Origin of the sequence: Noviherbaspirillum album (assembly GCF_035916955.1) — a bacterium.
Taxonomy (GTDB): Bacteria; Pseudomonadota; Gammaproteobacteria; order Burkholderiales; family Burkholderiaceae_D; genus Noviherbaspirillum; species Noviherbaspirillum album.
The window spans coordinates 61,085-82,899 of the sequence record NZ_JAWIIV010000013.1; the positions used below are offsets into that span (position 1 = coordinate 61,085).

Below are 21,815 nucleotides of genomic sequence, written 5' to 3' on the forward strand. Positions count from 1 at the left end.
GTGAAACAGTTCAAATATTCTGAAAAAATTTTTACGCCCGTGTGAAAACCTGTCGGGCGGCCCAACCTTGGTTTCTTGGCGCCCGCCGCAGTTTTCAAAACGCTCTCACAGATCGATCCGTGCAAGAGGCTGAATATTCACTTCCTGCGTCATTTCCTGGTACGACAATACCGGCAACTCATACAGCTCCTGCTCGATCATCTTGCGCATGTACCGGCGGATGTCCATCGAGGTGATCAACACCGGCTTCTGCTTGCTCGCACCGAGATCGCCGACAGCCTTCTTGATGTTCTCGACCAGGCGCTTTCCGACTGCCGGATCGAGAGCGAGATAGCTTCCGCCGGAAGTCTGGCGGATCGCGCCGCGAATCGTATCCTCGACATTGGGCGCGAGCAGATAGGCTGGCAGCAGATTCTGGCCGCTTGAATACTTGTGGCTGATATGGCGCTTCAGCGTTCCTCGCACGTATTCGGTCAGGAGAACCGAATCTTTCTCCTTCTGTCCCCAATCGACCAGCGCCTCGAGAACCGTGCGCAGGTTGCGGACCGAAATGTCTTCCGAAACGAGGCGCTGCATGATTTCGGCGATCTTCTGCACCGGCATGACGCGCATGACTTCCTTCACCAGGTCGGGAAAACGGGCTTCCATCGCGGAAAGCAGAAACTTCGTTTCCTGTATGCCGATGAATTCGGCCGAATACTTCTTGAGGACAAAAGCAAGATGATAGGCAAGGATCTGGCTCGGCTCCATGCAGGCAATGCCGGCATTGCCGAGCGCTTCCTTCATATTGTCGGCCACCCATACCGTGGGAATATTGGGCAGGAACTTCTTGCCGGCCTCGAACTGAATCGAAAGCGCGGTCAGGTTCTGGGGCGATTCGCGCACGAGCAGGTGCCCCGGCTTGAGAAATCCCTGGGACACCGGAATCTCGGACAACAGAATGTTATAGGTATCCACCGGCAGCGATTCGTTGAAGCGCAGCTGGATGCCGGGGAACGGCACGCCGAGGTCGAAATACAGCGCGCGTCGTATCTTCAGCAATTCTTCATTCAAGGTCTCGGCGTTGAAGCTCGACTGCAATTGCGAGGAAACGTCCATCATCAGCGGCACGGTCGGCGCAAACTCGTCGGTGCCGTCCATTTTCTGCTTGCGGGGCGCTTCGCCTGCCGCCTGCATCGCCGGAACGTCGGTCACTTCGCCGGTTTTCTCGTCCACCACCCTGCGCGTGGAACGCATCAATACATAGCCGAGCACGCCGAATATCACGGCCAGCACCATGAACACGGCGGTTGGCATGCCGGGAATCAGCCCCATGCCGAACATGATTCCCGCACCGATCAATAACGCGCGCGGCTGGGCGAGCACCTGGTTGCCGATGTCCTTGCCGACGTTCGATGGACCGTCGCCAGTCTGGACGCGGGTCACGATCATGCCGGCGCAGATTGAAATGAACAGCGCCGGAATCTGGGAAATCAGGCCATCGCCGATGGAAAGAATAGCGTAGGTCTCCACGGCCTTGGCGGCCGTCATGTTGTGCTGCACGGTACCGATGATCATGCCCCCGAGCAGGTTGACAGCGACAATGATGATGCCGGCGATCGCATCGCCCTTGACGAACTTCATCGCGCCATCCATGGCGCCGTACAGCTGGCTTTCCTTCTCCACGATGCCGCGGCGGCGCTTGGCCTCGTCCATGTCGATGGTGCCGGCCCGCATGTCCCCGTCGATGGACATCTGCTTGCCTGGCATCGCGTCCAGAGAAAAGCGCGCGGCCACTTCAGCGACCCTTTCCGCACCTTTGGTGATCACGATGAACTGCACGATGGTCAGAATCAGAAATACCACCAGGCCAACGACAAGATTGCCGCCCACGACGAAGTTGCCGAATGTGTAAATGATATGGCCGGCATCGCCCTGCAAAAGAATCAGGCGCGTCGTGGCAATGGAAATGGACAGCCGGAACAGCGTCGTGATGAGAAGTACAGAAGGAAACGACGAGAAGCTGAGCGGCGACGGCAGATACATCGCAACCATCAGCAGGATTGCCGATACGCTCATGTTGATGGCAATGAGAATGTCCACCAGCCATGTCGGTAGCGGCAGGATCATCATGAAGATGACCGATACCAGCAGAATCGCCAGCACAATGTCGTTGCGACTGGTCGCAAGCAGAACAATACGCTGCAGTCTTTGTTGCAAGGCTTGCATTAAATGGATTCCTCAGGCGTTGGACATTGTCGCGGCGACCTGCCGCATCGACACGTAAGCGCGCATGGACGCGGCCGCTTCGTCGGGCCGTTGCAACGCAGACAAGGTTTCCGAACGCATCAAATGAAAATTGGCATTGGTGTCACCCAGCATGGCAAGCCGGTCCAGCGTTTCCAGCGCCTTGTTCGGCTTGCCGGCACGCAGCTGCGCCAATGCCAGCGAGCGACGCACCTTCAGGTCTTCCGGCCGAAGGACAGACAGGGCGTCCAGAAGGACCGCGGACTTCTCCGGACGGGCGTTGCGCAAGTAAAAATACGCGAGCACCTGCAGCAATTCGAACTCTGGCTGTTCCAACGTTCCTACCCTTCAGTGTTGCGACGCCCCGTGTTCGCCGAGTATTGTTATAAGGAAACAAAGTGTATCAAAGCTTGCCGCTTTCACGCCAGCTATCCGGGCAGGCGAGCCTTCCATTCGCGATTTTTACGACAGCAGCGGGATGTGCCGGCCGGCTTGCCCTGCCAAGCTTCACCCCTGATACAGTCCGGTCCGGTACATCTGCAACAGGTCGAGGTTGGCTTCTTCCTCTCCAAGCAGCCGTGCGGCGCGTTTCAGTATTTTTTCGTGGTCGGGCTGACCGGCTGCCGCGTCCTGCAGCGTCTGGCGCGCCGAGGAAAACACTTCCTTGAACTGCGCCGGCAACGTAATGTTCTTGTGCGTGATGACCGGCTTTGCGATCGTCTCTTCGAGCGCGTCGCCGAGCGAAGCTGGCGTCAGAAGGCGCTCGAGGTCCGTGCTGTTCGCTTCGGCCGGCTCGAGAAGCTGGTTGTCCGGCAAATTGGGCTGGTCCGTGGTGTTGTAGACGACGCGATCTATCCCGCGGTCCATCGCATACATCGTGTTGATATTGGTATTGATCGCCATGACTTGTCTTTCGAAGATTTTCCGGCCATTCAGGCCAGGTCGACCCAGCGGGAATTCAGCCCATTGATGACGCGCTCCAGCATAGGCAGCGTGAAGTCGCGCACCGGCACCCGCACCAGCACGACAAGTACCGCTTCCTGGCCGACGCCCTTCATGCCGACCTGGAAAGGAAACTGGCCGCCCTGCCTGAAATCAGCCTGTCGCAGTACCTTGCCGCGAAGTTCCGGGGAAGGAAACGGCGTTGGCTGTATCCGATACACGAGGACTTCTTCATTCACGAGCTCGACGCCCAGCTGACTTCCGGACTGGAACTGAAGCGATGCCATACCCTGTTCGCTGAACGACAATCCGTCCATTCCCAGGCTTTTCCCGAAATCGGCCAGTGTTTGCTGCACCCAATGCATGCTTACTCTTCCTCACGATCAATTGCTGCGTCCAGTGCGTCCTGCACTGCGTTGAGTACCGATTGGCGGGCATCGGCATCGTTGTACACCTTGACGGGCAGGTCGCGCAGTATGGCTTTGGCACCGGTCAGAAATGTGATCTGCGCGCCCGCTTCATAAGGCGCGACACGCTCTGCAATGCCCGTGAACCGCGCGCCCGCCAGCCATTTTTCGGACGTGATGCCGACCAGTTCCGTCATGACCTTCACTGCATCCATCGATTCGACGCCATGCCGCTTCACCATCGTATCCGCGAGCGCGCATGTCCCGTCAAGTACCGTCGCCGCAACTTCGAGATGATAAAGATCCTGTACCAGTGCCTGCAGGCGCGTCGCATCGGTGGAGGGACGGGCCGCGGCAAGGTCGGCGCCCAGGCCCTTGATGAGATTCTGCATGCCGGTGGAAAAATCACCGGCGCCGAAACGTTCGAGCGCCGCCACCAGAGTCTGCGCCAGCGTCTGCTGTCCCAGGACCACGTCGCGGAAGGCGGCCTGGAAATTTGCCACGTCTTCCGCGCTTGCGTAGCCGCCGGCCACACCGATCGTGTTCAGGTCGGCCCGGATGCGGGGACCGAAATCCATGTCCATGTCGGCGATCGCATCGTAGATCGCCTCCATGTGCTCCTGTGACGCGCCGGACTTTTCCCCCTCGCGTGCCGCATATTGGAGCGCCAGGTATTGCTGGGTAATGTCCTGAAAACCCTTCTTCGCCAGTTCGCGCGGACTGCCCTGCCCGCTCGTCATCAGTTTGGCCAGGGCCGCCATTGCCTCCGCATCATTGCCCTGCTTGCTACTGTCGAGATAGGCAATGATCTCTTCGGTCGGCATCGAGCGCGGCAGCCCTTCGGCTTCCACTAAACGGTCTTCGATGTCCTTTGATTCGACGGTTTCGGATAGCGCGAGGGTGATTTCTTCGGCCGAGTCGGTGAGAATGGAAGACTCGATACTGCGAGCGATGACCTGCTGTCCCATGAAATTGCCCGACCGCAGCTGAGAGCCGGAATCCTGGAGGCCGGTCTGGCTCGAAGGAATGCCGCCGGAGGGATTATCAATACGAATCATGGTCAGGGAAGTCGCGGGGATAGCAAAAAATTCCGAACTGATGTTACCATGAGGAACAGAAACGGCTGAATGGTTCAATGCTTTTTACATCGGCATGCAAAACAATTTCGGACGCATGCCGATCGAGCCGAGCATCAGCCCCGGACGATAAGCGCCGGACGCCCTCACACCCCCGCCCATTTGTCGGACGAGGTATGCCTAGCCCCCACCAATTCAGCAAAATGATGTGCAGCAGTCTGGACGAGCTTTCGGTACTTATCGAGCAAGTCCGGGATTGGGGCACGAGCTGCGCCCTTCCCGACAGGGCCCTCTGGACACTTTGCCTGATTCTCGATGAACTCATTACGAACAGTATCGTTCACGGCTATCGTAACGCGCCCGACCGTCCGATCGAGGTAGCGATCGAGCGGGACGGCGGCTTAATCCGGCTGCAACTCACCGACTTCGCGCCCGCCTTTAATCCATTGACCTTGCCTGCGAGTTTGCCGGGGGGCGATATCGAAGAAAGGCAGATCGGCGGATTGGGAATTCATTTCGTGCGAAAGATGTCCGCGAGTCTGGATTATGACTATGTTGATGCCGGCAATCGGATCCGCCTCGCGATCAACATAACGCCCGACGGAGAAGCGCGTGGCGCTTGACAAAATCATAACCGAACTGGGGCAGCTGCTTGGGATGCCGGGGCTGGGATTTTCCGGCCGCGGCAATTGTGAACTTGTATTCGACGGACATCTGGCGGTCAGCATTTCACCCGCTTCCGGAAACAGCCTGATGTTGGCAAGCATGGTCGAGCGCGGCGTGCCGGGTCCCGATGCGGGCAAGCTGGAAGCGCTCATGCGAGGAAATCATTTATGGCAGGCGACAGCCGGTGCAACACTATCCATGTCCGAGGATCGATCGGTATGGCTGCTGCGCGAGCTCAATGCGGAGGCGTTGCATGCGCAACAGCTTCTCAATGCCGTCGAACAGCATGTCAACACGCTCGAACAATGGATGACACGCCTGCGAGCTGCAGAGCCGGCAGCGGCGCCTCATCATTCCTTAGCATTCATGACACGGGTATGAGCGCCGTGCGTGCATCCCGGATAGGCAAGCCAACTCAACATGGACATTAATAAACTTTCAACTGCAGGCCCGATGACGCCAAGCTTCGACAGTTTTGTCGAAGCCGCCGGAAAAGGCGCAGGAATTCTTGTCAGTCAGGACGGCAGGCAACTGGACATACTGGCGGAAGGCAAATCGCCAATGTCGGGAAGGCAGGTTAGCTGGGTGCAAGGCAGCGAGACGGACAGTACTTCCATCTTCCTGCATGCCTTGTCGCAGCGCTACTCAAGTTCGATTGCCAACGCCATTGCCAAGGAGCTTGGGCTCGGGCCGGCGCCAGGCAAGCCGCTGGCATCCCGCTTGGTTGAACAGTCCGCCGAGATGGCGCGCATGGCTGGCGTGGCAATGGAAGGCGTGGACTTTCTGAACGGGCTGCTGAAGAAATGAAACGCTTGCCAGAAATTCCCGTTTCGATTTGCCCGCATGGTCTGCGGTCGAATGAAGTACTGGAAGGCGACCATTTGGCGACTGTTACTGATGTCACAGGAGTGACGCCATGACCGCTCCGGACAATTCCATGACGCTCGATGCTGATTTCGCCGCCGGCGAAGGCAGCGATGTCCTCTTCCGCAACCTCGTGGCGCAATACGAGACCCGTCTTTACCGATTTATCGTGAAACACATCGGGCATGGGTCGGATGCAGAGGATCTTGCGCAGCAGACCTTTGTGGACGCGGTCCGCACCTATTCGAGCTTCAAGGGTGAATCGCAGCTGTCGACGTGGCTGTTCGGCATTGCGATGAATCTGGTCCGTAATTATCTGTCTCGTTCGCCGCACAGGATCTACCAGTTCGAGAACATTGAAGACCATGCCGGATTACAAAGCACGCAGAACACTCCGGAAGAGTCCTTGAGCCAGAAACAGCAACTGAAGCGGCTCGACGAGGAGCTGCAGGCGCTCGCACCAGAAATGCGGGAGACGCTTCTGCTCGTGGCACTTGAAGAATTGAGCTACGAAGACGCTGCGATCATGCTGTCGATTCCGACGGGGACAGTGCGCAGCCGGGTTTCGAGGGCGCGCAAGATTCTGGCCGAACGTATCGCCGCGTAAGAGCCTGTTCGATAGCTTTTTGGCATGGCGGCAGCGAGCATTTGAAGCAATGCCGCCCTGCCTCCATGAACCTTTAAAGCGGATTGCGGATTTCACCCGCAATCCGCTTTAGCGAGGAACACGGCAATCCGGAATCAGGCCCACTGGGCAGCAGGATCTACCCTGAATGTTTCGGCGCCGGAAGTTGGAGGTGTCGCGTTGGCCGTCACGGCGCCTGCGCCCAGTTCCTCGCGCAAGGCCTCGCAGGCGGATACCAGCTTCTCCAGCGACTGGCTGAATCCCGTGAAATCAGTGGAAGCCAGTTCGAGGCGGCGGCAAAGAACGACTTCATTACGCGCTCCGTCAACGGCCAGCGTCGCTCCAGCCGTCTCGGCGCAATACAGATTGGCTTCGAGCAGGCGCGAATACAAGGCTTCCTTTCCTTCCGCCGGAACGGTCATCACCCTGGTGTAAAGGTGGAGTACGCCCTCAGCCGAATCCTCTTCGAGGTCGACTTCGGTTCCCTTGTCAAAAGCCAGACGCGCCACACCGTGCTCGTTCAGTTTCAGGTTGGAGAGCCCGCTGGCCTTGGCCAGTTCCGCTACCAGATCAGATGCATTCATATCGTTATTCCTTTTTCCAAGATAGTCGTTCTCATGCCGGAGCCCTGACGTGTCGCGACATGTCAGGGGTCAGGATAGGTTATTAGCTGATTTCACCGGCATCCACTGCCTTGACCCAATTTATCAACATTATCAGGACTGCTTCGGTCACGTCCTTATCCAGCACTTTCAGCGCAGCGCTCAAATCAGTGTTGAATTGCTGCCTCGCAGTAATAAGGCTCTGATTCAATGCATTGATATCCGGACCGCCCAGATTCAACAGATTGGGCGCACCAGGCCGGACAAACTCGTTCGCGATGTTTTCAGCCTGCGTAAATGAAGGGTTCTGCCTGAATGCTTGAACGGCATCCAGAAAGTCCATCGGCTCCGCCGTAAGCCCGCGCTCAAGGATCGAGCGCAGTTCATTTCTGGTTGCGGGGTTGGCAAGGACGGCACCTATCGTCGGGGGAGCCGGCGGCGTCATTTGCGCACTGTATTGCTGCGTGTATTCCTGGTGCAGCTGCGTGACTATCGTTGATTCCAGGACGTCAAACGCCTGTCCCACCCGATTGAAGGCGTTGGTCATCGCAACCTGCGCCTGTCCGCTGGCGTTGGCCTGGGTCGGGCTATTGTTGTCGACGAAGCGGTCAAACAAGTCGCGGGCGTCGGTCAGCAAGGTTTCCGCAAGCGGCAGCGGCGGTACGCCTCCGGTCGGCAGGACTGCCGCCCTCAGGCCGCGCACTTTTTCCACAGCCGCCAATTCATTGTCGGAGAACTGGCGAGCGCATTCGGCGCGGAAGTCGGCGAGTGCCATTGCGTGGTTCGGAGCCGCCGGATTCAGCAGATCATCCAGCGTGGCCGGACGCGGATAGGCTTTCGGCCAGGTTTCCACCACAAGCTTGTTCGAGAAAGTGATGTCACCTTCGAGTTCAACGCCATAGGCGGTGTCGAACTTCAGCTGGAAATTGAGTTCCGCCCTGCTGCTGTCGGCACGCAGCGCGATCGTCTGGATGTTGCCGTCACGCGTCAGGACCTGCATTTGATCTGGCCGATCCACGACATGGTGAACGTCAATGCGGATTTCCCCGGTGTTGTCACGACTGATCGCGTAGCTGGTCGATCCGTTACCGCCGGCCGGCATGCCGCGCGTGCCATCGGCCAGGACGAAAGGCGAATGCCTGCTGAGCATCGGCTCGATCGCCGCCAATGGAGAAGACTGGTTGGCGAAGCTGCTGACCAGTTCCAGCAGACGCTGGTCGCCGCCGACCAGATGGTCGAGGCTGGCGACGGCGTTCTGCCGCTGCAGCGGTGTCAGCTGGCCGAGAGGGACAAGCGGGACTCCCTGCAGCGTGTACGTGGCGCGCCCCAGATCCGCGAGAAATGCCTTTGAAACTGCCGGCAAGCCCGCCCCCGGCGACTCCATCGTTCCGAGATTGGCCGCCAGTTCGGCAATTTTATTGCCCATCTGGGTGGCGAACCTATTATTGACCGTGCCCCGGGTAATGATCGCATCATGTCCCTTTCCCTCCACCACGCCAAATACGGTTTCAACGGCACTCCTGGCAGCGTCGGAAGGATTCTTCACATCGGTCTTGATGGCCGCGGAGAGCGCTTTGCCTGCGCCCTCGTCAAGAATCTCCGCCACATCCTGCGACAAGCCGTTGATCAGCGAAGCTGTGCCAAGCATCGAACTCATCCGGTCGACGTCGTCCAGCGGCACCCTGGTGCCCAGGTTTTCGAGAAGGGCAACCAAATCACGTGTGCTGCCCGCGGTAAGTCCGGTGCCAAGCGCCTCCAGCTGAAGCGGCGTCAGCAGTTCCATGGCGCCGTGCATGAGTTCGAAATGGAAATCGAGCGCTCCATCGCCGCCTTCATACTTTCCTCCCATCAGTTGGGCCGCTTGCAAGGCATTGTCTCCGGCCGCCGTCAGATTGACGAATGCCGCCAGCACGCGTGTCGCGTCGTTCGAAGCCAATTCCGCAGTCATGGTCGCGAACACTGCCTGGTAGTTCTCAGCGTTCAGATGATTGCGCGCTGCGATTTCGTTGTCCACCATGGGTCGTGTATTGGTCAGCCCAAGCTTGCGCGCCGCGTTGTGCATGATTCCGAGCGTCTCGTCGGTGAACGCGGTGAAGCGGCCCGCGTTGCTCGTCATCATGTTGTCGGCCTTACTGACGGAATCGTCCATTTGCTGCTGGATCGGCTGGGGAATCCGGATGCCGTGCCGCGTGCAATGGTCCTTGAATTCATTGATCGCCTGCGCGATCTCAAGCAATTCAAGGTTGAACGACTTGGGTGAGTTGTAAGCACTCAGCGGATCCGCATGGACGTTGTCGTCCTTCTGCAGAAAAACGGCCAGCGTCTGTCCGATCTGCCCTTCCATCTGCGCAGTCTTGTCCTCAAGGGCAAGCTTGAGCATGGTGTCGGCAAGCGGCGTGCTGTGCTTGAGAACGGGAGCCTGAATCAGCTTTGCCAGTTGCTCGCTCGAAGCCAGCGCCAGCAGGGGACGTGCCTCTTCGGGATGAGCGGAAACCTGGCTGCGCAGCAGGGAATTGACCAACTTGTCGTTGGCCAGCGAATCGGATCCCAAAAAGCCGTGGGAAGCCAAGGCATTCCGGGCCACGTCGTAAGCCTCGCTGAAGGCTTTTTTCGCCTTGGTCTCGGCATCTGCACCCTGCAGGGTGGACAGTTCGACGGCGGCCTTGCCGTAGACCTTTCCGACCTCATCGGATGCCTTGGTGAACCGCCGATCGATTTCCCCTGAAATCTTGGCTTCGAGGGTCTTTCCGAATTCCTCGACCTTGTCCTTCATGCCCTCCAGAGCCGGCTCGCTGCCGGCCGCGGCGATCCCCGCGCGCAGCGCCAGAAGATCCTTGAGCGTCGCCGTGCCAAGATGCTGGTCCATGCGCGCGCTCAGCAACTGCTCATAGTTGGCGCCGCGGGCGATTGCCGGCTCCGCCGCCGTCTTCAGGCCGCCGAGCATGCGCGCGATGCCGCCCGCATCTATCTTCCCGTCCTTGCCAGGAGTCAGGGCCCCAAGTCCGTTGCCAAGGGTGCGGGACATGTCCCTGACCGCATGCCGCACCGTGCTCGATGCCCGGCTGTCTCCAGGTGCCAGCGCGTTGAGCAGCTTCGAGAACGACTCTGAAATTCGCTTTCCTACCCCGAGGCTGGCGGCACGCGGGGTTGCACCCGCGCCCACGCTGATGCCGCGATTGCCGACCGTCCCGAGAGGAGAGTCGCCGAAGCTGGTGCGCGCCAGCGTGTTGAGTTTATCTGGACTGAGTTGAATGGACATGAGCGCTCCCTTTCCGTTGTTGTTATGTGTACGACGCGAATGCTATCTGCCACGCGCATCCGCCAGATTTTCCCGGCGGACGCAATGCCGTTCGCGGTCAGATCTGCAAATGGACTTCAGCGCCCCGCCGGCCGATACCGAACGCGGCGGTTTCAAGATCGCCGAGAGCCTTGCGGTGGCTGCCCATTTCAGCGCTGAGCTGACGGATCTGATCGGCAAGCTGGGGAGAGACGATATCCATTACGCTGGAGCCTGATTCCGGCAGCTGCAATTTTTCCTTCACCGCCTTGGGAATCGGCAGCTCGCCATTGAGCAGCGCCTGCAGCCGGTTTTCGATGGACTCCATTCCGTGTTTCTTCGCGCCTGCCATGGCCTCCTTGGCGGCGCTCTTGCTCAATATGCCTTCGGCCTTTAGCCCGGCGACAATACTTTCGAACGGCTTCCAGACCGAAGCCTTCAAGCCGTCCTTGTGCACATGCTCCTTGCGCTGGACGCCTTCGGACGGGCCATCATGGCTGCGCCGTGATGCAATGGTACTGACGACGTGTGCCAGGCAGCGTTTGATCGCAGCCAGCCCGCCGCCCGCGCTTCCGAAGACGTCAGGCGTGCCGCCGTGCTCGAACTTGAGGAAAATTTCGCTTTCCCGGCTTGCGGCGCCGGAAGTCGGGTTGATGTTCGAGAACAGCAACGATCCTTTTTTCCCCGGCATCATGTTCTGGTAATCCTCGATGCCGCGCTGCAGCGGCGTGCCGAAAAGCTTGTGCTTCGGTGCATCCGAGGGCATGCGTTCATTGAAGTGAGTCGACGCGCGACCATAACTGGTCGGCGCACTGTTGAGAAAGTCGAACAGCTTGTTGCCGGGATCCTTCATGACAATCGATCCCTCGGTGACCATGTTGCCCTTGCGCTCGGTACCGTCATTCGGCGCTGACAGATCGCGCTCGGCCGCCTGCGCCATCAGCGCCCAGGAAATTGCGCGGGTCGTATGAAGATTGCTGGAGATCTGATGATCGCGGCCCTGATCGTCGCGTACCGTGATGCCGCGCCCGGTCGCGCCGGTGTCGGCGCTGCGAATGGAATCGAGCAGGCGCTCGCCGACAGCAACGAATTCCTTCACCTGCTGTTCGCTTACCGGCGACCCGACCTGTCTGGCATGCGTCATCAGCTTGTCCACGACGCGCGCATCGAGGATACGGCTGTCCGCCTTGGGAGTGGAAAGAGCCGTGACGTAGTCGTTCGCTTTCGGAGTTACCCCGGCCGTGGATTTTCCGGACACGCGGGCTTCCAGCAGCGGACTGCTTTCGGTGGGCGTGCGCACCTCGCCGATCTGGGTCTGTCGATTGAACAAGTCCTTGATTTTGGCGAATGCAGCCGACAGACCGCTTTTCCCGTCACCGCCCGCAACGCCGATCTGCCTTCCTTCCAGCGAGCTGTCGGCACGCGCGGATTGGGTAGGAGCGAATGCATTGACCTTTTCCTCGAGCGAGGACTTGCGATCTCCCTCTCCTCCAATGTTGTAGAGTCCTTGCAGGTCGGAGAAGCTGGGATTGTGATTGATATGCACGATCATCCGCTCCTTCAGGCCAGGTCGTTCGGGAAATGATGCGTGACAGGCTGCACCGTGATCCTGGAGATTTCATCGCGCCAGTAAGCAGCAATATCGGCGAATTGATCGATCACTTCCCCCAGTCCTTCGCCATCCAGCGTGTCGAGCGGCTGCTTGTAGGCGATGCAGACCTGGCCGGTATCCGGATGCAGGCCCAGGGTTGCTCCGCCGGTGCCGGCCCACATCAGATTCGCTTCCAGCAGGGTGCGATAAATGCCCGCTCCGGGTTCAGCCGGCATGCCAAGCTGGGCGACGCATACGACATTGTCGGAGGAGATTTCGTCTTCATAAAGAATGGAAATCGACAGCTTGTCGACCACGATCTCGCCGCTGCTCACCAGCGCCGACGCGTCTTCCATGCCGACATGGGCGGCGAATTCCCGCAAAAGGGCTTCAAATCTAGACTGCATGTATGGGCTCACAAGAAGTGGTTGCACGACTTAAGGAACAGAATACGCAGGAAGGTTCACGCGCTCCGCAAAAAATTTCAGATCTTGGACCGCGCCTCATCGACTGTCGGCGCAACGGCGAACAATGCGAGAAAACCGCTCATCTCGAAGACGTCATGCACCATCGGCTTCATGCCCGCCAGCGCCATTTTCCCGCCCAGCGGACGCAACTTCTTGCCTGCCAGGAGAATAACCCGCAGCCCCGCCGAACTGATGTAATCAAGCATGGAGAAATCGAACACGATGCGGTGATTTCCCTCCTCGAGCTTCTGAATCACGGTTTTTTCGAGTTCTGGCGAGGTGCCGCTGTCAAGCCTTCCGACGGGACTGATAACAAGAATATTGTCATGCTGGCTGATGTTGATGCTCATTGATTAGGCTTCCTGTAGATAAATTGGATGAACTTTCGACAATACGGAATCGGTTCAGATGGCTAGCGAATCAACCAGGACCCTAATGCGCCTGCGCACTTCGAACCGCTGTCTCAGAAATCACTTCCGATACGTTGAGCAGGCCGATCGGCGGATAAAGATCGAGCTGCCTGGCGACAGGCATGTTAATCAGCAAAGACATGCGCTGCAAGGTTTCGGAGGGAATCTGGTCGGCGGGCTTTTTCTGTATCAGTATCTGCGCGGTCTTGTGCGCGGCGAAGCGACCGAGATTTGCGCCGTTGCTGAACAGGCCGACCAGGCATTTGGCCTGACGTACGATGCTTTCGGTCGCGCAGAACGTCGGCAGGCGCTGCTCCAGCGCACTCTGGGTCACTGCATCGCGATGACTGAATGCGAGAAACGTGCTCGGGCCGATATACAGAAAATCGACCTTTCGGTCCGCAATCCGCTTGACGACCGCCGGAATCTGCGACGCCTGCGGCTGGCCCGCATCGTTGAGCGGCAAGGTTTCATCGATGACTTCAAAACCATGCTGCGCGGCGACCTTTGCAAGGCCTTTCAGCACAAGCAGGGAATTAGGCTCTGCGGGATTGGTGATGTAACCGACGCGTTTGACAGGCCTGTAAGCCTTGATGGTATTGATCTGCTGCGCCAACGGTGCCACATGGGTGATGCCGGTGACATTGCGCCCCGGTTTTTCGAATGACTGAATGATATTCGTGCCGACAGGATCCGTTACCTCGACAAATACGACCGGAATATTGCGCCTGGCGAGATCTTCATTCGGTGAATCGCTTGTACCCGCCACGGCCAGGGTTGTGGGCGTGCCCCAGGTATAAACCAGATCGGTTTTCAATTTCTGCAGGCTTGCACGCAGTTCGGCGACGTCGCCCGGCTTTCCGGAAAAGCGCAGAAAAGTATACGTCGCATCCACGTTCAGCTTTTTCAGGTAATCCTTGTAGACCACTTCGATGGTCTGCTCATCCCTGGGCATCACCATCGTGATGTGAAATTTTTGCTGGGCAAATGACAGGATCGGGATGCCGACGAGACCTAATGTGATCAAAATCCTGCGGGCGCTCATTGACCGGAATGCCTTCATACCGAATCTCGCATTTCGTTTTCATTCTCGTTATAGTTTCTCAGGCCGAAGACGAACCCGGCCGTTCCCATTGCCAAAATGACGCCGATGAACACGACGGCACCTGCCAACCCAAGCATGCCGGCGGCAATTGCAGCAACAAAGGGCGCTGCGATGCTGCCGGCACGTTCAAGAAGTCGAAACGCCGCCAGTCCTTGTCCAGCGAGCGCCTTTCCTCCCGCCGGATCCTTGCCCCGACGCTCAAAAATCTCCGTCACGATGGCAAGCTGCGGGGCGCTGAGCAATGCTTGAGCCACACCAAGCAGGAAGCTGCAAATGCCGATTGCGACTGCACCGCTGGCAAACGCCATGATACCGCAGGCAAATACCGACAATACACAGCCGCTTAACACATACGGCTTGCGGCGGCCAGTTCGGTCCGACCAGCGAGCCGCCAGCGGCGCGGAAAGGAAGAAGGCCAGGAAATAAAGCAGCAGTACGCGACCAATCGTGGTCGCGGAATCGCCTGTCTGCACCAGGTACAGCGGTATCAAAATATTCAGAATTGCTGCTGCGGCAAGCCGTGCCGGTATGGCGACACAGAAGATTACCGACAGTACCTGTGGCTGCCTGAATACGGCCACGAAGCCTTTCGCACTCGATGGCGATGGGCTGCTCTTCTCTTCTTCCGTCCTTTGAAGCAGCGGTAGAAATAATGCGACAAGCCCTGCAAGCAGGTAGAAGGCCCCGGCTGTCGGAAACAGCGGCAAGCTGCCGAATCGTTCCGCTATGACGCCGCCAAGCGCCGGGCCGATAATCCCGGCGGCAACGATGGCGGCAGAAATCTCGGCGAGTCCCCGGGCTCGCCCCTTCGAATCGGTGATGTGCACGATTGCCGTCTGTGCCAGGATAAGCATCAACCCGTAGACCATTCCGGTGGCGCCTCGCAACACGAGCAGAACCAGTCCGCTATTCGATGAGAGGTTTGCCGTCATGAGGACCGCGCCAATCACTCCCGCGATAACCATGGCGCGACGCAAGTCAATCCAGCGCACAAGCATCACGCCCAGCGGCTGGGCCAATGCAAGCGTCGTCATGAATGCGGCGACGGGCAAACCCGCCAGCATGGTGACGGACAGGCTCGACGTAAACGGCTTGGCATCCGCCGCATAGGTTGCAATGATGGGACGGAGGACTTCTTCCGACATGGCCACCAGGAATACGAGCAACCTGACCTTGGTTATATCCGAAACCGCGTCTCCCGCCTTGTCCGGTGTTCCGACTTTCATCTCCAGTCTTAACTCGTCCATCCATCTCGCGAGTCGTTCCCTGGCATTCCGCAAGCTCGTCCGCGCAATACCGGTCCGGCTTCGCATCCAGAGTTCAAATTCCGTCAACGGCTTGAATGCGCTATGCACCCAAAAGATTCTCGCAACCTCGCTGACCAGCACGAATGCAATGAGGATTGCAATGATCTGGTCGACGATCATGGATCCCAGATAACGGTCGACATAGTTCTCCGGATAGGTGACGAGAATTTTTCCTGACGATGCATCCTTCAGCGGAAAGGAAAACATTCCGCTCCGCTCCGGCGACGACTGATCAGGCGATCCTTCGGCAGGTTTTACCCCGCTTTCGGCCCCATGTCTCTGCTTGAAACCGACGATCCGGCCGCTGGCATCCTGCAGCTGGATCTGCCTGATCTCCTTCGACTGCTGCAGCTCGATTGCAAAAATGTCATCCACGCCCAGAAGCCGTTCAAACGGCACACCGAGCGACAGCGAACGGTTGATTTGCACGGCGAGATGGTTACCGACGGAAGCTGCATTCTCCTGCAGTTGTTCCTGGATCACGTCCTTGGCATGTTCGCGCGCCTGCCACAGCATCAAGGTGAGGCCCGCACAAAAGACTAGCGCCACCAGCAATCCTCCATGCCACAGCATCCGGGCGACTCTCTTACCCTCCTCCGACAGGGAGAAGGCGCGGACATCGACATCGACTTGAGGGGCTACTCCCGTCTTCATCAGTGCATTGCTTGCAGCCGCCTCAGCGTATTGAAGGCGACGCCGGCTTATCTGCAGCAAGCTTCCGCAGTAGAAGCCACTCACGGCAATCAGCAATAAAGAAGTCATTATTGCTACGGGCGCGAGCTTCCATACCAAGGCCGCAGTCTGCTGGCGGATGTCAGCACGACTATGCAGTAACCAGAGTACGGCTGCGCGCTTGCCGAGCGCGTCGATGATTGGCAATCCGGAAACCAAAAATGGACCTACCACATGCGCGGACCGGTCCGCCGGTACACCATGCCGCCCCAGGAGCTGATCATTCCACACCGGATTGACCGCTTGTTTGATCAGGTCTGCGCGTACGCCGTCGATGACATCGGTCGATTCGCCCAGTACGGCAATGGCCGCCAGGGACACATCTTCATCAGCCTTTTCCTGCAAGGTCCGGGAGAGGTGGCTCATCTCCTCCAACGCAATGCCAAGGCGGACCGCTTCGTCGACCTGCTCCTGAATCTGCCTGCCTTGCTGAAACGACCGCTCTTGCGCCAGTTTGAGTACCACATGCTCGACGCGGAATGCGACCAGGGTCACCGATATACTGACGAGCGCCACCACGAATACGCACAGTATTGCGAATACCCTGAATCCGATCCGGCTCTTCGCTCCGGCTTGCGCGCGGTCTGCAGGAATCGAAATAGGATGTTTCATGAAATGCTTTCGTGGAGATTCCCGGTTCGGCAGCTTTGGTTCGCCTGCCGGTGCAGGACGTGAAATCGCGAAACTTGTTGAGGCACGGGCCGATTAAATTGCACAGAACGTTACTATAAAGCAAGTCGCAGTCAACATGCCTAAATCAGGGTGCGATGGAGCTGAAATTCCGTGATGCGTTGCATCCATTTCCCAATAACGCCCAACCTTCGCAACTGATCCGCTATATGCACTGCTATCATTCCACCGGCAAAAGAAGAGCGACCTTGTTCAACTGTCAATCGCCATGGCAGTTGACTTACTGACATCATCCAAGAGACATGTCGTCATGTCATGAGCTTGAAATATAAATCATGTAATTTGCAGCGCCACCATTAGAACGAGATGACTTTAAACATTAAGGTCGCACAATTCGCTTCAAATGCCGCATCAGGGATTCGGGATTAATAAAATACTATGTACGAGCTTCTTCCTCTCATACCTGTCACAGTCGTAGCGGCAGTGTCGTTATTCGCGTTGCGGGAATCTCTCGAATGGCTAAGGCGATACAGAGGTGAAGAGAGAAAAAAGCAGGCCTTGCGTATTCTTCTGGCCCGGGAATGCGAACTGAATTATTGGACTATCAAGTCGATCCGGCATATCGTCGAAACGATTCGCGAGGAATCCGCCGCAAATCCGCAAACCACCTTCTCATTCATTTTTCCAAAATCGGGTAAAACTCTTTTTCGGGTGAAGGAACCTGGAATGGAAATCACCGTCGGCTCGTCTCTTGGCAATATTCATCGCGACGTCATGAGCAAAAACTTGCTCGATGTGGCGCAGCTGGACAAGCGGCTTTTTGAGGTTCTTCAACCGGCATACGACGCTGTAAGCGACCTGGAGAACGTCCGAAGCGATCTGCTTTACTACGTGACGTCCGAAGACGATCAGGAAGCCGATCTGCTCATGGAATTTGTAGAAAATTTTGCAATCTCCGAGCTGGAGCGCATTCATGCAGTTTTCAACGCTTTGTATCTTGAATGCTGTGGAAATGCATTAACGAAAAGCCGTATCAGGTGATATCCATTCTATTGGATAGAGCGTTCTGCTGACTCATGCTGCCGTTCTCGTCCGTTTTACTAAAATTGGTTCCGGAATTTTCGCAAAGTTGGTCCCGCCCTGCCTTTGCCAGGCACCAAGGTGTGGCGAACGCAAGCAACTGCCATTCAATACGCCTGTTTGGGTGCCAGAAGCCGACTAACTCTTTCGCTTTCGACGCAACAGCGCCACAGCAGCGTTCTCCTCGAACTGGCTTGCCTCTTCGATATAGCCCTGCACGGTTCCATCGTGGCGCCACCCGCCCTGGCGCTTGATGTCTCGAGGATTGGCACTGGCACGATACGCACTGGTCGCCATGCCGCGGCGCAGGCTGTGACTCGATAGCATCGGGACATAATCCAGCCCGGCAAGCTTGGCACCTCGTTCAAGGATCTCATTGACGCTGCCCGGATGCAGCCCAACGGCGCCCACCATGCCCGACTTGCTGATCGGGCGGAAGAGTGGTCCGGATTCGATACCGGCCTTCTGCAGCCATGTCTTGAGCGCCTTTACCGGGCAAATCGACTCATCACCGAACGGAATCGCTTTATCGATCCCCTTCCCTTCCTGGTCCGTCTTCGAGCGCGGTAAGGTAATGACGAGGCCGTCCCGGTCCCACACCAGGTTTTCCACCTTGAGCTGCACCAGTTCGCTGCGACGGTAGCACCAAAGTAACCGACTTGCAGCAGAGCGTTATCGCGAACCGCACTCAGGGTTATCTGATTCGTCAGGGCCGCGACGATCAATTCNACCAAAGTAACCGACTTGCAGCAGAGCGTTATCGCGAACCGCACTCAGGGTTATCTGATTCGTCAGGGCCGCGACGATCAATTCCAGGTCTTCGACCGGCAATGCCTTGGCCTTTTTCTTGGGTTTGCCGTACGTCCGCAGGATGTTGAAGATAAGCATATGGAAAACGCAAGACAGCTGTGGAAAATGTACGCACCATGGCTGAAGAAGGCGGGGTGAAGTGCAAGAGCTTGGTCTCGATGTCGGCGCTACCGGGTAAAGAAATCCTTGGCACCGTCGAGAAGGAAACCTGCGACCTTATCCTCATGACCACTCGAGGAAACATAGGAGTCATCGGCACTATTTTCAGCGAAAGTACCACTCAAGAAGTTTTGCAGAAAGCATCTGTATCGGTACTGGTCATTCCATGATTCCAAGTCGAATCTATGACAGACCAATACGTTGTTATCAGTGGCATTGGACACCCCACCGCGCGCATGTTTGTGGCTCGAGGATATCGTGTGGATTTGCCGACCAAGAACTAATCCATTACGTATATTTCCAATACAGGACGCATCATTCTCCCAGCAAGTACGCGTCGCTTCGAATCTTAAATCTGTTTATTAGACAATTTGATTACCGAAATCAAAACTAACTAACAAATGGACTCTCCACCATGCGTAAATATTCGATGAGGTGTTCCCGGCCACCAGAACACAGCGCTGCTGATTCCACAAGATGCGGCAATGTTTTGAATACCTTGCCAGCATCAGAGATGTTGCCATGGCACCGTTCAACCGCTTTATTGCCACCTATGAAGCGAAAAATCCAAAAGTGACCACCGAGCTCGTTCAGCACAAAGTCAGCCAATTCGGGTTCAGTGACTTCCCAGCCGATCATTGGCAGCATGTACGCACCACCAACTCGATTGAGCCAACATTTGCGACAGTGCGGCACCGAACCACGCGCCCGAGCAACTGCCTGTCACGGGCAACATTCCTGGGACTGTTGATTCGGCTCGAACAATAGTTCATTTTCGGGCCGCTGTTCTCACCCTCTACCGATGGGAGAGGGCCGGGATGAGGGAATCCGGCCGAATATATTTTCGAGCCACATCTATGGCATTCAAGCAGATTGAGGAAGCGGAAAAATTATGGCGCAGGATTCCTGGCACTGACGAGATTGGACCGCTGCTTGACGGTCTGCCGTTTAAAGATGAAACTCAGATGCAAGACCATCCACCGGAACAACAGAAACTCGCCGCCTGAATAACCTACGCTTCAGACGCTTTGTATATCAGTCTTGATGTTTTCTTAACCAGCTTTTCATGTTCCCCTAATTGCTTATCAGGTTCATCGAGGTGCTGTGGGAGTCACGCGCCAGATGGTGTTCGCGAGATCATCAGCAACAATTAATGCCCCGCGTGGATCTACTGTTACGCCAACTGGTCGGCCGCGGGCTTTACCGTCTGCACCCAGAAAGCCCGTTACAAAGTCTATCGGTGGCCCGTCAGGGCGACCGTCGCGAAAGGATACGAACACCACTTTGTAGCCGACGGGATTATTGCGATTCCAACTGCCATGCTCGCCGATGAACACGCCTTCTGAGAATTTCGCACCCATAGAAACTTCCGAGAAGTCAAGCCCGAGCGCGGCAACGTGCGATCCCAAAGCGTAATCTGGTTTGATTGCTGAAGCCACCTTCTGTGGGTCTTGCGGACGCACACGGTCGTCAACATGCTGGCCCCAATAACTGTAGGGCCAGCCATAGAAAGCGCCTTCCCGAACTGCCGTCAAATAGTCCGGCACGAGGTTCGGGCCGATTTCGTCACGTTCGTTTACCACCGCCCACAACTGACCTGATCCCGGTTGGATAGTAAGCGCAGTAGGATTACGTAACCCAGTAGCGTAAGGCCGGTGTGCTCCTGTTTCGGCATTCACTTCCCAGATCATCGCGCGGTCGACTTCTGCCAACATGCCGCGCTCAGTGATGTTGCTGTTAGAGCCAATACCAACGTATAAGAAACGTCCGTCCGGACTCGCTGCCAGCGCTTTGGTCCAGTGATGGTTGATCATCGACGGCAGATCGGTGATCTTGACCGGTGGCTCGCTGGCCTGAGTCTGGCCCTCACGGTAATTGAAGCGCACCAGCGCGTCCTGATTCGCGACATAGAGTTTGTTTTCGACCAGCGCGAGTCCGTAGGGCGCATTGAGCTTATCGGCAAAAATCGTACGCATTTCATAAACGCCGTCACCATCGGCATCCCGCAACAAGGTCAACCGGTCGCCCCCCTTGACGGAAGTCGTTCCCTTTGCCTTGATGTATCCGGCAATCAAGTCCTTTGGCTTCATCGGCGACACATTGCCGCCTTTGCCTTCGGAAATCAGGATGTCACCATTGGGAAGAACCAGGGTCTGGCGCGGGACCTTAAGGTCAGTGGCGATAGCCGAAATTGTGTAACCTTGGGGCACTATCGGCTTATGATCGCCCCAAGGTGCCGGCTCTGCAATGGTCATCGCGGGCAGTAGTCCGCGGCTCGGCTCGGGGAGCGTCGGCTCGGGACCAGCCTGATCCGGCGCTGGGTCGTCGCTGCCACATGCGCTCAAAAACACTACGAAGATGAGGAACGCAAATGTGTGCAAACGGGGGCTTGTATTCAGATATGGATGTTTCACCTTCCACCTCTTATCCCGAACTTGGCGAAACCGATCCAGGTTGAAGCGCAAGCGAGCAGGAAAACAACTACTGAAAGAATAAGGCCCATGGGCATGGCTGCCCACGCGTCCCTGGCGTGAGTTAGCGCATTGAAAAAGCCGACACCCCACGTCGCAAGCAGAAGGAGAGTATATAAGATGGAGTGCATACCGCGACCATCGGCGCGGAATAGGTTAATGATTGACCACAGCAACGCAAAACCACCAAAGATAAGGCCGCCCGCGATTAGCCAGGAAGCAAAGTTACTCCACTGCACCTGGTAACTGGAAGAGTATGCAAGGTCGCTCAACAATCCCCCCAGAAACAGAGGAATAGTGCCCGATAGAAAAATCCCGTGAACGGGGTGTAGCCCTCTTCTCTCCATTCGCTTATTCTCGGAAATCAC

The 21,815-nt window shown here is 57.1% G+C and carries 21 protein-coding genes and 2 pseudogenes; 8 read left to right on the forward strand and 15 right to left on the reverse strand.

The genetic code is table 11. The features are described 5' to 3' along the window. Window positions 1–105: 105 nt before the first annotated feature. The 5 genes from sctV to sctW all read right to left on the reverse strand — a co-directional run bounded on the left by sctV (window position 106) and on the right by sctW (window position 4,633). On the reverse strand, window positions 106–2,208 hold the full coding sequence (sctV, locus tag RY831_RS16405; RefSeq protein WP_326507454.1) for a type III secretion system export apparatus subunit SctV: 2,103 nt from the start codon (window positions 2,206–2,208) through the stop codon (window positions 106–108). A gap of 12 nt (window positions 2,209–2,220) precedes the next feature. Beyond that, entirely contained in the window at window positions 2,221–2,562 is a 342-nt protein-coding gene (gene sctY, locus RY831_RS16410) for a type III secretion apparatus assembly chaperone SctY (RefSeq protein WP_326507455.1), read from the reverse strand. 171 nt (window positions 2,563–2,733) lie between these two features. Beyond that, the gene (gene sctX, locus RY831_RS16415) at window positions 2,734–3,129 is read right to left on the reverse strand and encodes a type III secretion apparatus assembly protein SctX (RefSeq protein ID WP_326507456.1); all 396 of its coding nucleotides are present in this window, start codon (window positions 3,127–3,129) and stop codon (window positions 2,734–2,736) included. Between the two features lie 29 nt (window positions 3,130–3,158). Then, on the reverse strand, window positions 3,159–3,533 hold the full coding sequence (locus RY831_RS16420; protein ID WP_326507457.1) for a type III secretion system chaperone family protein: 375 nt from the start codon (window positions 3,531–3,533) through the stop codon (window positions 3,159–3,161). 2 nt (window positions 3,534–3,535) lie between these two features. Beyond that, on the reverse strand, window positions 3,536–4,633 hold the full coding sequence (gene sctW, locus RY831_RS16425) for a type III secretion system gatekeeper subunit SctW (protein ID WP_326507458.1): 1,098 nt from the start codon (window positions 4,631–4,633) through the stop codon (window positions 3,536–3,538). 194 nt (window positions 4,634–4,827) lie between these two features. Here sctW and RY831_RS16430 point away from each other — a divergent pair, with 194 nt between their 5' ends. The 4 genes from RY831_RS16430 to RY831_RS16445 all read left to right on the forward strand — a co-directional run bounded on the left by RY831_RS16430 (window position 4,828) and on the right by RY831_RS16445 (window position 6,788). After that, entirely contained in the window at window positions 4,828–5,274 is a 447-nt protein-coding gene (locus tag RY831_RS16430) for an ATP-binding protein (RefSeq protein ID WP_326507459.1), read from the forward strand. After that, window positions 5,264–5,698 carry a type III secretion system chaperone gene (locus RY831_RS16435; RefSeq protein ID WP_326507460.1) on the forward strand — a complete coding sequence of 145 codons (435 nt, stop codon included), beginning with the start codon at window positions 5,264–5,266 and terminating at the stop codon, window positions 5,696–5,698. The genes RY831_RS16430 and RY831_RS16435 overlap by 11 nt, the downstream gene beginning before the upstream one ends. Before the next feature lie 39 nt (window positions 5,699–5,737). Continuing rightward, window positions 5,738–6,124, forward strand: a complete 387-nt coding sequence (locus RY831_RS16440; RefSeq protein ID WP_326507461.1) for a hypothetical protein — start codon at window positions 5,738–5,740, stop codon at window positions 6,122–6,124. A gap of 109 nt (window positions 6,125–6,233) precedes the next feature. Next, entirely contained in the window at window positions 6,234–6,788 is a 555-nt protein-coding gene (locus RY831_RS16445) for an RNA polymerase sigma factor (protein WP_326507462.1), read from the forward strand. Between the two features lie 134 nt (window positions 6,789–6,922). On the opposite strand, the gene RY831_RS16450 is transcribed toward RY831_RS16445, so the two are convergent. From RY831_RS16450 to RY831_RS16480, 7 genes are all read right to left on the reverse strand, one after another. Next, window positions 6,923–7,390: a type III secretion system chaperone gene (locus tag RY831_RS16450; RefSeq protein ID WP_326507463.1), complete on the reverse strand. Its 468-nt coding sequence runs from the start codon at window positions 7,388–7,390 to the stop codon at window positions 6,923–6,925. A gap of 82 nt (window positions 7,391–7,472) precedes the next feature. After that, window positions 7,473–10,667, reverse strand: coding sequence for a regulator of G-protein signaling domain-containing protein (locus RY831_RS16455; RefSeq protein WP_326507464.1), 3,195 nt, complete (start codon window positions 10,665–10,667; stop codon window positions 7,473–7,475). A 97-nt stretch (window positions 10,668–10,764) separates the two neighbouring features. Further along, window positions 10,765–12,231, reverse strand: a complete 1,467-nt coding sequence (locus RY831_RS16460) for a hypothetical protein (protein ID WP_326507465.1) — start codon at window positions 12,229–12,231, stop codon at window positions 10,765–10,767. Between the two features lie 14 nt (window positions 12,232–12,245). Then, on the reverse strand, window positions 12,246–12,683 hold the full coding sequence (locus RY831_RS16465; RefSeq protein WP_326507466.1) for a CesT family type III secretion system chaperone: 438 nt from the start codon (window positions 12,681–12,683) through the stop codon (window positions 12,246–12,248). 77 nt (window positions 12,684–12,760) lie between these two features. After that, entirely contained in the window at window positions 12,761–13,093 is a 333-nt protein-coding gene (locus RY831_RS16470; protein WP_326507467.1) for an STAS domain-containing protein, read from the reverse strand. Between the two features lie 82 nt (window positions 13,094–13,175). Beyond that, a complete protein-coding gene (locus tag RY831_RS16475; RefSeq protein WP_326507468.1) occupies window positions 13,176–14,180 on the reverse strand; it encodes an ABC transporter substrate-binding protein in 1,005 nt (334 codons plus the stop codon). A 32-nt stretch (window positions 14,181–14,212) separates the two neighbouring features. Beyond that, window positions 14,213–16,909 carry an MFS transporter gene (locus RY831_RS16480; protein ID WP_326507469.1) on the reverse strand — a complete coding sequence of 899 codons (2,697 nt, stop codon included), beginning with the start codon at window positions 16,907–16,909 and terminating at the stop codon, window positions 14,213–14,215. 456 nt (window positions 16,910–17,365) lie between these two features. Here RY831_RS16480 and RY831_RS16485 point away from each other — a divergent pair, with 456 nt between their 5' ends. Then, complete coding sequence (locus tag RY831_RS16485) at window positions 17,366–17,968, forward strand: hypothetical protein (protein WP_326507470.1); 603 nt, start codon at window positions 17,366–17,368, stop codon at window positions 17,966–17,968. 177 nt (window positions 17,969–18,145) lie between these two features. On the opposite strand, the gene RY831_RS16490 is transcribed toward RY831_RS16485, so the two are convergent. Further along, window positions 18,146–18,634: a site-specific integrase gene (locus RY831_RS16490; protein WP_437126281.1), complete on the reverse strand. Its 489-nt coding sequence runs from the start codon at window positions 18,632–18,634 to the stop codon at window positions 18,146–18,148. A 299-nt stretch (window positions 18,635–18,933) separates the two neighbouring features. Between RY831_RS16490 and RY831_RS16495 the strand changes: the two genes are divergently transcribed. The 3 genes and pseudogenes from RY831_RS16495 to RY831_RS16505 form a co-directional block, all read left to right on the forward strand. Then, window positions 18,934–19,146, forward strand: a complete 213-nt coding sequence (locus RY831_RS16495) for a universal stress protein (RefSeq protein ID WP_437126280.1) — start codon at window positions 18,934–18,936, stop codon at window positions 19,144–19,146. Between the two features lie 259 nt (window positions 19,147–19,405). Beyond that, window positions 19,406–19,723 (forward strand): annotated as a pseudogene (locus tag RY831_RS33255) (transposase); the annotation flags it as partial. Between the two features lie 113 nt (window positions 19,724–19,836). After that, window positions 19,837–19,983 (forward strand): annotated as a pseudogene (locus RY831_RS16505) (IS256 family transposase); the annotation flags it as partial. An 84-nt stretch (window positions 19,984–20,067) separates the two neighbouring features. Here the strand turns inward: RY831_RS16505 and RY831_RS16510 are convergent. Together RY831_RS16510 and RY831_RS16515 are read right to left on the reverse strand one after the other, a co-directional pair. Further along, window positions 20,068–21,336, reverse strand: a complete 1,269-nt coding sequence (locus RY831_RS16510; protein WP_437126282.1) for a PQQ-dependent sugar dehydrogenase — start codon at window positions 21,334–21,336, stop codon at window positions 20,068–20,070. A gap of 50 nt (window positions 21,337–21,386) precedes the next feature. Next, entirely contained in the window at window positions 21,387–21,815 is a 429-nt protein-coding gene (locus tag RY831_RS16515) for a DUF2231 domain-containing protein (protein WP_326507476.1), read from the reverse strand.

Excerpts from the sequence above, each read along its gene's own strand:
- RY831_RS16445 (WP_326507462.1), top strand. The coding sequence starts at position 6,234 with ATGACCGCTCCGGACAATTCCATGACGCTCGATGCTGATTTCGCCGCC.
- RY831_RS16450 (WP_326507463.1), bottom strand. The coding sequence starts at position 7,390 with ATGAATGCATCTGATCTGGTAGCGGAACTGGCCAAGGCCAGCGGGCTC.
- sctX (WP_326507456.1), bottom strand. The coding sequence starts at position 3,129 with ATGGCGATCAATACCAATATCAACACGATGTATGCGATGGACCGCGGG.
- RY831_RS16440 (WP_326507461.1), top strand. The coding sequence starts at position 5,738 with ATGGACATTAATAAACTTTCAACTGCAGGCCCGATGACGCCAAGCTTC.
- RY831_RS16470 (WP_326507467.1), bottom strand. The coding sequence starts at position 13,093 with ATGAGCATCAACATCAGCCAGCATGACAATATTCTTGTTATCAGTCCC.
- RY831_RS16430 (WP_326507459.1), top strand. The coding sequence starts at position 4,828 with ATGCCTAGCCCCCACCAATTCAGCAAAATGATGTGCAGCAGTCTGGAC.
- RY831_RS16420 (WP_326507457.1), bottom strand. The coding sequence starts at position 3,533 with ATGCATTGGGTGCAGCAAACACTGGCCGATTTCGGGAAAAGCCTGGGA.
- RY831_RS16495 (WP_437126280.1), top strand. The coding sequence starts at position 18,934 with ATGGCTGAAGAAGGCGGGGTGAAGTGCAAGAGCTTGGTCTCGATGTCG.
- sctW (WP_326507458.1), bottom strand. The coding sequence starts at position 4,633 with ATGATTCGTATTGATAATCCCTCCGGCGGCATTCCTTCGAGCCAGACC.
- RY831_RS16465 (WP_326507466.1), bottom strand. The coding sequence starts at position 12,683 with ATGCAGTCTAGATTTGAAGCCCTTTTGCGGGAATTCGCCGCCCATGTC.
- sctV (WP_326507454.1), bottom strand. The coding sequence starts at position 2,208 with ATGCAAGCCTTGCAACAAAGACTGCAGCGTATTGTTCTGCTTGCGACC.
- RY831_RS16480 (WP_326507469.1), bottom strand. The coding sequence starts at position 16,909 with ATGAAACATCCTATTTCGATTCCTGCAGACCGCGCGCAAGCCGGAGCG.
- RY831_RS16455 (WP_326507464.1), bottom strand. The coding sequence starts at position 10,667 with ATGTCCATTCAACTCAGTCCAGATAAACTCAACACGCTGGCGCGCACC.
- RY831_RS16485 (WP_326507470.1), top strand. The coding sequence starts at position 17,366 with ATGTACGAGCTTCTTCCTCTCATACCTGTCACAGTCGTAGCGGCAGTG.